This is a genomic window from Citricoccus sp. (assembly GCF_032154715.1).
GTDB lineage: Bacteria > Actinomycetota > Actinomycetes > Actinomycetales > Micrococcaceae > Citricoccus.
Map to the genome: position 1 here is coordinate 19,467 of NZ_JALDXU010000034.1, position 10,676 is coordinate 30,142.

General features: G+C 67.3%; 10 protein-coding genes. 8 read left to right on the forward strand and 2 right to left on the reverse strand.

What is annotated here, in order from left to right:
• Window positions 1-157 precede the first annotated feature (157 nt).
• From RUH65_RS07755 to RUH65_RS07765, 3 genes are all read left to right on the forward strand, one after another.
• The gene (locus tag RUH65_RS07755) at window positions 158-919 is read left to right on the forward strand and encodes a 3-oxoacid CoA-transferase subunit A (RefSeq protein ID WP_313816764.1); all 762 of its coding nucleotides are present in this window, start codon (window positions 158-160) and stop codon (window positions 917-919) included.
• An 11-nt stretch (window positions 920-930) separates the two neighbouring features.
• Entirely contained in the window at window positions 931-1,668 is a 738-nt protein-coding gene (locus RUH65_RS07760) for a CoA-transferase (RefSeq protein ID WP_313816765.1), read from the forward strand.
• A 155-nt stretch (window positions 1,669-1,823) separates the two neighbouring features.
• Window positions 1,824-3,263, forward strand: coding sequence for an NAD(P)/FAD-dependent oxidoreductase (locus RUH65_RS07765; protein WP_313816766.1), 1,440 nt, complete (start codon window positions 1,824-1,826; stop codon window positions 3,261-3,263).
• Window positions 3,264-3,423: 160 nt separating this feature from the next.
• Here the strand turns inward: RUH65_RS07765 and RUH65_RS07770 are convergent, their stop codons facing one another.
• Window positions 3,424-4,779: an MFS transporter gene (locus RUH65_RS07770; protein ID WP_313816767.1), complete on the reverse strand. Its 1,356-nt coding sequence runs from the start codon at window positions 4,777-4,779 to the stop codon at window positions 3,424-3,426.
• Between the two features lie 241 nt (window positions 4,780-5,020).
• On the reverse strand, window positions 5,021-5,587 hold the full coding sequence (locus tag RUH65_RS07775; RefSeq protein WP_313816768.1) for a MarR family transcriptional regulator: 567 nt from the start codon (window positions 5,585-5,587) through the stop codon (window positions 5,021-5,023).
• A 223-nt stretch (window positions 5,588-5,810) separates the two neighbouring features.
• On the opposite strand from RUH65_RS07775, the gene RUH65_RS07780 reads away from it, so the two are divergent.
• The 5 genes from RUH65_RS07780 to RUH65_RS07800 all read left to right on the forward strand — a co-directional run bounded on the left by RUH65_RS07780 (window position 5,811) and on the right by RUH65_RS07800 (window position 10,626).
• Complete coding sequence (locus tag RUH65_RS07780; RefSeq protein ID WP_313816769.1) at window positions 5,811-6,740, forward strand: SDR family NAD(P)-dependent oxidoreductase; 930 nt, start codon at window positions 5,811-5,813, stop codon at window positions 6,738-6,740.
• Window positions 6,741-6,748: 8 nt separating this feature from the next.
• Window positions 6,749-7,717: an amidohydrolase family protein gene (locus RUH65_RS07785; protein WP_313816770.1), complete on the forward strand. Its 969-nt coding sequence runs from the start codon at window positions 6,749-6,751 to the stop codon at window positions 7,715-7,717.
• Complete coding sequence (locus RUH65_RS07790) at window positions 7,710-8,903, forward strand: acyl-CoA dehydrogenase family protein (RefSeq protein WP_313816771.1); 1,194 nt, start codon at window positions 7,710-7,712, stop codon at window positions 8,901-8,903. The genes RUH65_RS07785 and RUH65_RS07790 overlap by 8 nt, the downstream gene beginning before the upstream one ends.
• 178 nt (window positions 8,904-9,081) lie before the next feature.
• On the forward strand, window positions 9,082-9,555 hold the full coding sequence (locus RUH65_RS07795) for a MaoC family dehydratase (protein WP_313816772.1): 474 nt from the start codon (window positions 9,082-9,084) through the stop codon (window positions 9,553-9,555).
• Between the two features lie 63 nt (window positions 9,556-9,618).
• Window positions 9,619-10,626, forward strand: a complete 1,008-nt coding sequence (locus RUH65_RS07800; RefSeq protein ID WP_313816773.1) for an ABC transporter substrate-binding protein — start codon at window positions 9,619-9,621, stop codon at window positions 10,624-10,626.
• The last annotated feature ends 50 nt before the right edge of the window (window positions 10,627-10,676 follow it).

The window sequence follows — 10,676 nt, forward strand, 5'->3', positions numbered from 1 at the left end:
GCGTTTTCAATCGACTTCGGGTGGGTCTGCGAGCCCAGCACCGACCCGAAGTCGACTGAAAACCACACCCGCCGGCACCGTGAGCCCGGCCCGGCCCGGTCACCCCAGACCAGACCGGACAGAAGAACCCCTCTCATCCCCGCTACAAGGAGGAACGATGCTTGAGTTCGTGGACTCGGCCGCCCAGGCCGTCTCCCGGATCACCGACGGCGCCACGGTGCTGATCGGTGGATTCGGCAATGCCGGCCAGCCGATGGAGCTGATCGACGCCCTGATGGATTCCGGCGCCACCGGACTGACCGTGGTGAACAACAACGCCGGTCAGGCCGATGCCGGCCTGGCCCTGCTGATCAAGGAACGCCGGGTCGCCAAGATCATCTGCTCGTTCCCGCGCCAGTCCGACTCCTGGCACTTCGACGAGGCCTACCGGGCCGGTGAGATCGAGCTGGAGCTGGTGCCGCAGGGCAACCTGGCCGAGCGCATGCGGGCCGCCGGTGCCGGCATCGGCGGCTTCTTCAGCCCCACCGGCTACGGCACGCAGCTGGCCGAGGGCAAGGAGGTCCGCGAGATCGACGGCAAGCACTACGTGCTGGAATCCCCGATCCGCGGCGACTTCGCCCTGATCAAGGCCTACGCGGCGGACCCGGCCGGCAACCTCGTGTACCGCAAGACCGCCCGCAACTTCGGACCGGTGATGGCCACCGCCGCCGCCCACACGATCGTGCAGGTGGACGAGGTCCTCGAGGAGTCGCTGAACCCGGAGCACGTGGTGACCCCGGGCATCTACGTGGACACCGTCGTCGGGATCCCGACCGAGTCCGGGGTGAAGGAGCGCGAGGAGCGCGCAGCCCTCGCCGCCGGCCAGCCCAAGCCGTGCCTGGCCACCAAGACCGCGGCCGAGCTGGCCGCCGAGAAGTGAGGAGCGAGACCATGAGCAACCAGAGCGAACAGGCGTTCCGCAGCACCGAGACCCCGTTGACCCAGGACGAACTGGCCCAGGTCATCGCCGAGGACATCCAGCCGGGGTCCTTCGTGAACCTGGGCATCGGCCAGCCGACCACCGTGTCCAACTACCTCTCCCCGGAGCAGAAGGTCACGCTGCACACCGAGAACGGGATGCTCGGATTCGGCCCGCAGGCCACCGGGGACCAGGTCGACGGTGACCTGATCAATGCCGGCAAGATCCCCGTGACCGAGCTGCCGGGGGCGAGCTATTTCCACCACGCCGACTCCTTCGCCATGATGCGCGGCGGCCACCTGGACGTCTGCGTGCTGGGCGCGTACCAGGTCTCCGCCCGGGGCGACCTGGCCAACTGGTCCACCGGCAAGCCCGGCGCCATCCCCGCCGTGGGCGGCGCCATGGACCTGGCGATCGGCGCCAAGGACACCTACGTGATGATGGATCTCTTCACCAAGAAGGGCGATGTCAAGCTGCTGCCCGAGTGCACCTTCCCCCTGACCGGGGTGGGCTGCGTGTCCCGCATCTACTCGGACAAGGCCGTGCTGCTGCTGGACGACTCCGGCGTCGTGCTGTGGTCTCGAGGCCGTCGTGACCGGGCTGGGGCCAGCGATCTAGTGGCTCCCCGAGATCCACGACTCCTGTTTGCTAAAGTAAGCACCTTGAGTGCGCCCAGCCTGGGCGCCGCACCCTGGGTGGTGGGTCAGTGAAGGCCGGCGCGGAACGTCGGTGCGGCCGCTGCCCGGGTGGATGTGAGGATCCGGTGTTGAGGCCGAGGCGCGCCGACGTGGCGCCCGTGTTCGACGTGCTTCCGCCGGCTCCCGTCGAGGAATGAGCAAGGCCGTCGCCGGCCGGAAGGGAAGCTGTGGCTAGACAGCGCATCGCGATCATTGGAGCTGGACCGAGCGGCATCGCCGCACTGCGGGCCTTCGAGTCCGCCGAACGGGCGGGGGAGGAGATCCCGGAGGTCGTCGCCTACGAGAAGCAGGATGACTGGGGCGGTCAGTGGAACTACGACTGGCGTTCAGGCATCGACCAGTACGGCGAGCCCGTGCACTCCTCCATGTACCGCAACCTGTGGTCGAACGGCCCGAAGGAGGCCCTCGAGTTCGCCGAGTACACCTTCGACGAGCACTTCGGCCGCCCGATCTCCTCCTACCCTCCGCGCGAGGTCCTGTGGGACTACATCGACGGCCGGGTCCGGACAACGAACGTCAAGGACAAGGTCCGCTTCTCCACGGCCGTCCGCTGGGTCGAGCACCATGAGGACCGGGACATCTTCACCGTCACCGTGGAGGACCTGAAGACCCACCAGACCGTATCCTCCGAGTTCGACCGCGTCATCGTGGCCACCGGGCACTTCTCCTTCCCGCATGTCCCCGAGTTCCAGGGCATCGAGACGTTCCCCGGCACCCTGCACCACGCCCATGATTTCCGCGGTGCCGAGAGGCTGGCGGACCAGCGCGTGCTGCTGATCGGTGCGTCCTACTCGGCCGAAGACATCGGCGTGCAGGCGTTCAAGATGGGTGCCCGCTCGGTGACCATGTCCTACCGGTCCGGCCCCATGGGCTACGACTGGCCGGAGGGCATGGAGGAGCTGCCGCTCCTCGAGCGCTTCGAGGGGAACACCGTGCACTTCTGCAACGGCGAGAGCCGCGAGTTCGACGCGGTGATCCTGTGCACCGGCTACCTGCACAAGTACCCGTTCCTTCCCTCGGACCTCGCGTTGCAGTCCGGCAACAATATCTACCCGGCGGGTCTGTACCGGGGCGTGGTGTGGCAGGGGAACTCGAAGGTCTACTACCTGGGTGCCCAGGACCAGTGGTTCACCTTCAACATGTTCGACGCGCAGGCCTGGTATGTCCGTGACCTCATCATGGGCCGCGCCGAGCTGCCCACCGCCGCGGAGCGCACCGAGCACCTGCAGGACTGGCATCAGCGTTTCCAGGAGGTCGGAGGTGACGCCGACGCCGTGCGATTCCAGGCCGAGTACATCCGGGACCTGATCGAGGCCACCGACTACCCGATGTTCGACCTGGAGGAGGTGGTGCGGATCTTCCTGGCTTGGAAGGACGACAAGAAGAAGAACATCTTGACCTACCGGGACAAGCCATACCGCTCCGTGATGACCGGTTCCCTGGCCGCCGAACACCACACCACGTGGCTGCAGGAACTGGATGACTCCCTCGAGCGCTACCTCTCGACCCCGGAGGAGACGGACGTGGAGAAGGCCGTGCGCGGCGTCGGCACGCCCGATGTCCCGGCGTCCGGGAACGTCCGTGGCGAGTCAACTCCGACCGACTGACCGGGGCCTGCCCGCCCGGTTCGGCTCCGGTCACGCGCCGGGGGCCTCCTTGGGGACCAACCACACCACGACCCCCCCCCGGCGTCGTGCTGTCCTTCCGAGAGCCTCTCCCGCGTTATGAGGGCAGAAATGAGTACTGATCTCTGCCCTGAAAGTTCGGTCAGTGCTCGTGGGTGGTGAGGTCGTGGTCCTTGGACTCGCGGGTCAGCACGAGGGCGATGATGGAGACCACGGCCATGGCGCCGAGGAACACGGTCACCGGGACGATCGAGGTGCCACCTCCGGGGCCCGCGTACAGGGTGGCCAGGATGGTGGGCGTGAAGCCGGCGCCGAGCAGGGTGGCCAGCTGGTAGCCCAGGGAGGCGCCGGTGTAGCGCGATCCGGTGCCGAACTGCTCGGCGATGAAGGCGGCCAGCGGGCCGTAGATCATGCCGTGCAGGCCCAGGGCGATCGTGAAGGCCAACAGCAGCACGAGCCAGCTGGTGGAGCCCAGCATTCCGAAGAACGGGAACAGGAATCCGACGAACAGGATCAGTCCGGCGATCATGACCGGGCGGCGGCCGAAGCGGTCGGAGAGATGCCCGAACCAGATCACGAAGAAGATCGAGAAGATCGAGGCCAGCGCGAAGGCGTAGAGCACGGAGGAGCGTTCGGTGCCGGCGTCCGTGGAGTACTGGACGGCGAACGTGGACAGCAGCACCTGCAGCCCGAAGCCGCTGGCGCCCGCGAACATGGTCAGCAGCAGGGCCTTGGGGCGGCGCAGGACCTCCCAGATCGGGAGCTTCCGCTTCTCACCGGTGGCCTCGGCCTGGGCGGCGGCGGCCTTGAAGATGGGGGACTCGTTGATCTTGGCGCGGACGACCATGCCGACGATCAGCAGGGCGAAGGACAACAGGAACGGCACGCGCCAACCCCAGGACAGGAACTCCTCCTGGGGAAGCACAGCGGAGAACGTGCCGAGGATGAAGGTGCCCAGGGCGGCGCCGGTGGGGGCGCCGGCGTTGGTGAAGGAGGCCGCGAAGCCGCGCTTGCCACCCTCGGAGTGCTCCAGGGCCATCAGGGCGGCGCCGCCCCACTCACCGCCGTCGGCGATTCCCTGGCAGACGCGCAGGAAGACGAGCATGACCGCGCCCCAGCCGCCGATCGTCGCCGCGCCGGGGACCAGGCCGATCAGGGTGGAGGCCACGCCCATGATGAGCATAGACAGCACGAGCATCTTCTTGCGGCCGAGTTTGTCCCCGAAGTGGCCGAATATCGCCCCACCGAGCGGTCGGGCGAGGTAACCGGCGGCGAAGGTGCCGTAGGAGGCGATGGCGCCGGCCAATGGGTCCAGGCCGGTGAAGAAGACCGTGGGGAACACCAGCGCTGAGGCGGAGGCGTAGAGCAGGAAGTCGTAGAACTCGATCGTCGAGCCGAGATAGCTCGAGAGGATGACGCGGCGGGACTCTCGGCGTTTGGTGGCCGGGTCGAGCGACGCCAGGTCAGGCGCGGCGGCCGTGGTGGTGTCGGTGGACATGGGTGCTCCAGTCTGGACGGGGAAGTGGGGTGGGCGGGGCGCCGGGCGGAACCATCCCGACACGCCTGTGACCTGCAACACGATACGTATATGAAACACATTACCATTGAGAAAGTCAACCATTGAGTTGTTCACGCCTATTGAGCGATCCGTGTCAGGGCGCGCCAGAACGACGCCGGCCACGCGCCCAGGCTGTGAGCCCAGGGTGCGTGGCCGGCGTCGTGAGAGGCGGGGTGCGGTGCTAGAAGGCGATCTTGAGCAAGAGCGAGCGCAACTGCTTGCGCTCGCGCGGGGACAGGGTGGAGAGCGTGTAGTCCTCAGAGTCCTCGAGGATCCGCAGGGCCTGGGCGTGGAGGTCGCGGCCGGCGTCCGTGGCGACGATGATCTTGGAGCGCCGGTCCCGCGGATCGGTCTCCCGCAGGACGGCGCCGCGCTGCTCCAGGTTGTCCACGAGGGCGACAATCTGACTGGGGTCCAGGGCCAGGAACTCGCCCATCTCGCGCTGGGACGGGTTCTGCCCGCTCGCCGCGAGGGACAGTACGGAGAACTGGCGGACCTTCAGGTCCAGCCCCTCCAGCTGCTGGTTGGCATGGCTGATCCCGCGGCCCCGGGCTCGCGAGGTCAGGAAGTGAACCTGCTCGGCTACCACGGAGTGCAGGAAGCGCTCGATCCCGTCCGTCACTTCGACGGCGGTATCACCAGCGCTACTCGCGCCGTCGGGCGTCGATGCCGTGGGGGCGGAGGATGCGGCGGCGGCGCGAACCGTGGCGGCAGAGCCGTGGGGGGCCTTGTCAGTGGAAGTAGACATGAGTTTCTCGCAACCGTTCGTCACATCGTTGATTTGTTCAAGTGTAGCGGCGCAATCCCGGTGGCGGCCGGATCCGGAGTGTTCTTAGTGAATGTACATCATTGACTTTCTCAACGGTATGGGCTGTCATGGACTCCAGAAGCGCCAACGGGCGTTTGCACCGCAGTAGTCGAGCATCGTTCCGATCCACCGATCTGGAATCCCCACCATGCAAGGAGAACCCATGTCCCTGAACGGCAAGGTAGCCATCGTCACCGGATCCGGAGCAGGCCTCGGCCTCGCCTATGCGCAGGAGCTGGCTCGCCAGGGTGCGTCGGTCATCATCAATGACGTGAACCAGGAGATCGCCGACTCCGCGGTCGCCTCGATCACCGAGGCCGGCGGCAAGGCTGCGGCTGTGGTGGCCCCCGTCGGTTCCTCCGAGACTGCCGACCTGCTGGTCAAAACCGCCGTGGACACCTTTGGCGGCCTGGACATCCTGGTCACCAACGCGGGCATCCTGCGGGACAAGTCCCTGCTGAAGATGACCGACGAGGATTTTGACCTGGTCATCAACGTGCACGTCAAGGGCACCTTCACGTGCGTCCGCTCCGCCTATGCCTACTTCAAGGAGAACGGCGTCGCCGGCCGCATCGTGACGATCGGCTCCCCGACCGGCCAGCGCGGCAACTTCGGCCAGACCAACTACGCCGCTGCCAAGGCCGGGATCGTGGGCATGGTCCGCACCTGGGCGATGGAGATGAAGAAGGCCGGCGTCAGTGTCAACGCCGTCATCCCGGTGGCCGCCACCGCCATGACCAAGACCATCCCGTTCTTCAAGGCGGCCGTCGAGGCGGACGAGCGCGGCGAGGCGATGCCGGAGTTCTTCCGCAAGGAGCTCGGCTTCGGTCCGGCCCAGGACGTCGCCGGCGTCATCGCCTTCCTGACCTCGGAGGAGGCCGCCGGCATCACCGGCCAGGCCATCGGCGTCGGCGGCGACCGTCTGCAGGTCTGGTCGCACCCCGAGCCCGTGGCCACCGAGTTCCACGATGGCGGCTGGGACTACGCGACCATGCTCGCCGAGGGCAAGGCGCTCCTCGAGGCCAACCTGCAGACCGTGGGTGAGAAGATGCCGGAGCTGCCCGCTGAGCTGCGACCCGAGACCGCGAAATGAGCGCCGGTATGAGCACCAACGCCGAGAACGCCGGCGGCGCTGGAACCCCCGGGACCGCCGCTCGCTACGAGTGCCGGGTCGACGTCGAGGCGGTGACCGCCATTGACATGCACGTGCACCTGGAGAAGGACGGCCACGGCCACGTGTCCATGCCGGAGGACATCATGGAGGCCTCCTCGAAGTACTTCAAGGCTGAGGAGCGCACCCCGTCGATCGACCGGATCGGTGAGATCTACCGCGAGCAGAAGATGGCCGCAGTGGTCTTCACCGTGGACGCCAGCACCCAGATGGACCACGCGCCGAACTCCATCGACGACCTGGTGGCCGGCTGTGCCCGGAACAACGACGTGCTGATCCCGTTCGGCTCCGTGGACCCCCGCAAGGGCCCGGCCGCGCTGGTCGAGGCCCGCCGCCAGGCCGACGTGCTGGGGGTGCGCGGCTTCAAGTTCCACCCCTCCGTCCAGGGCTTCGATCCCTCGGACGAGCCGTTCCGCCCCCTGTGGGCCGAGCTCGAGCAGATCGGGCTGCCGTGCATCTTCCACACCGGGCAGAACGGCATGGGTGCCGGGCTGCCGGGAGGCCGCGGCATCAAGCTCAAGTACTCGAATCCGCTGCTGCTGGACGAGGTGGCGGCGGACCACCCGAACCTGCCGATCATCATGGCCCACCCCTCGGTGCCGTGGCAGGACGAGGCCAACTCGATCGCCACCCACAAGGCGAACGTGTACATCGACCTTTCCGGGTGGTCGCCGAAGTACTTCCCGGAGTCGCTCGTGCGCCAGTCCAACAACGTCCTGTCCCGCAAGGTGCTGTTCGGCACCGACTTCCCGCTCATCACGGCGGAGAAGTGGATGCGGGCCTTCGCGGACCTGCCCCTGAAGGACGAGGTCCGGCCGTTGATCCTCAAGGACAACGCCGTTCGGCTGCTCGGGCTGGACTCCAACCCAGGGGCCACCACAGGGGTCCGGGATGCGTGAACCCGTGACGGGGACCGTGACCCCCTCTGACCTGTACGGCTTCGCCGAGCGCCTCACCGAGGCGGAGCGGTCCGTGCTGTCAGAGTTGGTCACCGTCCTGGCGGAGCAGGTCAAGCCGCACCTGAACGAGCACTGGGATGCGGCGACGTTCCCGGATGAGATCCGCCAGCCCCTGCGGGACCTGAAGCTGATGGACCCGCCGGCGCTAAAGGCCGCCGGCGAGCCCGTCCGGGACATCCTCACGGGCTTCCGGAACTTCGAGCTCGCGCGGACCGACCTGAACGTCTGCACCTACTTCAACGCGCAGGCCGGGCTGTTCCGCACCGCGGTGCGCCTGGGCGGATCCGCGGAGCAGGTGGCGCAGCTGGACCCGAAGATCGTGGACTACTCCCTGACCGGGGTCTTCGCACTCACCGAGCCGGACCACGGCTCGGACGTGGCCGGCGGGCTGGCCACGTCGGCACGGCGCCAGCAGGACGGCTCCTGGCTGATCAACGGCGCCAAGCGCTGGATCGGTGGGGCCTTCGAGTCGGACGTGCTGGCGACCTTCGCCCGGGACGAGGCGGACGGTGAGGTCAAGTGCTTCCTCGTTCCGCGTGAGGCCGTGGGCGTGACGCTGGAACTGATCCGGAACAAGGCCAGCCTGCGCATCATGCAGAACGCGCACATCACCTACACGGACGTGCGGGTGGCGGAGGCGGACCGGCTCCAGGGGATCAACTCCTTCAAGGACGTCAGCCGGTGCCTGCGCAGCATGCGCTCGGATGTCGCCTGGATGGCCACCGGTGCCCAAGCCGGCGCCTTCGAGGCCGCCCTGCGCTATGTCCGCTCGCGGGAGCAGTTCGGCCGGCCGATCGCCGGGTTCCAGCTGATCCAGGAGAAGCTGGCGACGATGCTCGCCAACCTCACGGCCTCGCTGGGCATGGTGGTGCAGCTGACCGAGCAGCAGGCGGCCGGCACCTACAAGGACGAGAACTCGGCGCTGGCCAAGATGTTCACGGCCCTGCGGCTGCGGGAGACCGTGGCGCTGGCCCGCGAGGTCTGCGGCGGCAACGGCATCACCCTGGACACCGACGTCGCCCGATTCCATGCGGATGCGGAGGCCGTCTACTCCTACGAAGGCACCCATGAGGTCAATGCCCTGATCGTCGGGCGCGCCGTCACCGGCGTCGGTGCCTTCGTCTGAGCAACCTGCGGTACCGCACCACACCCGAACGAACTTTGCGGGCAGAAGGCACGCGTTGTTTCTGCCCGCACAGCGATGGACGGGCCGTCCGGGGTCACGAATTCATCACCGATGGGTCGAAACCATTGCACTTTCCAACTATTGTGATGTAGAACACAGTTAAAAGGAGAAATACACCATGAGCGAAACCACCACCGCCAAGACCGTGGTCCCCTTCGACGAGGTCAAGGACCTCGCCGGGACGGACCTGGGTGTCACTGAGTGGCGCGAGGTCACCCAGCAGATGATCGACACCTTCGCCGATGCCACCGATGACCACCAGTGGATCCACACCGATCCCGAGCGTGCCAAGGACGGCCCCTTCGGTGCCCCGATCGCCCACGGCTTCCTCACCCTGTCCCTGATCATCCCGTTCTGGTCCGAGCTGTTCGACGTCACCGGCGTCAAGACCAAGGTCAACTACGGCCTCGACAAGGTCCGCTTCACCTCCCCGGTGACGGTCGGCTCCCGCATCCGCATGCAGATCACCGTCAAGGAGGTCTCCGAGGTCAAAGGCAACGGCCTGCACCTGGTGGCCGACGGCACCATCGAAATCGAAGGCCAGGAGCGCCCCGCGGTCGTCGCGACGTTCCTGTCCCGCTTCTACGCCTGAGGCACCCGCGCTCAGGCTCTCGCAGCCCGGCACCCCCGCCGGGCACGAACCCAGGAGAAATCCATGAACAAGAAGTTCGCATCCCTCATGGCCACCGCCGCCGTGGCGGGCCTGGCCCTCACCGGCTGCGGTTCGGGCTCGCCGACCGGTGAGGATGGTGGTTCGACGTCGGCCGGCGCTTCCGAGGGCGGTGCCGCCTCCGGAGAGCTCACACCGGTGACAGTCGGTGTGCTGCCGATTGCCCCCTCGGTGGGTGTGCAGTACGGCATCGAGAACGGCATCTTCGAGGAGCACGGCTTCGAGGTCGAGCTCTCCACCCAGAATGCCGGCGCCGCCATGCTGCCCGCCGTCTCCAACCAGCAGATCACCTTCGGCGTGGGCAACCCGCTGTCCGTGATGACCGCTGTGGACCAAGGCCTGGACATGCGCATCGCCGCCGGGTATTCCAACTCGCTGGCCGAAGGTGATGACATCGCCGGGGTGGTCACGCGAGCTGACAGCGGCATCGAGGGCTATGCGGACCTCGCGGGCAAGGTCACCTCCGTCAACGCCCTGCGGACCCTGGGGGACCTGACCATCATGAACGACGCCGAGGAAGCCGGAGCAGACCCGGAGGCCCTGGAGTTCAACGAGATGCCGTTCCCGGACATGCCGGCCCAGCTGGAGCAGGGCAATGTGGACGCCATCTGGGTGCCCGAGCCGTTTCTGACCAATGTGCTCGCCGATGAGGCCAACACTCTCGTCGGCTACTCCTTCCAGGACGCCATCCCCGGCATGCCCACCATGGTGACCTTCACCTCGGGGGCCTATGCCGAGGAGAACCCGGAGATCGTGGCGGACTTTGCGGCCGCGATGACCGAGGCCCTGGCCGCCTCGGAGGAGGACCCGGAGGGCACCCGCGCCCTGCTGCCGGAGTTCATCGACCTGCCGGAGGAGGTCGCCCAGAACCTCAAGATGGAGGAGCTCAGCGGCGAGATCCGCACCGATCAGCTCAACAAGACGGCCGAGCTGGCCGTGAAGTACGGCTTCATCGGTGAGGCTCCGGATCCCTCCCAGCTGTTCATCCAGTAACACCCGCAGTACCCGGCTCGGTGAGGGGGGGGGGGGGGGGGGGGGGGGGG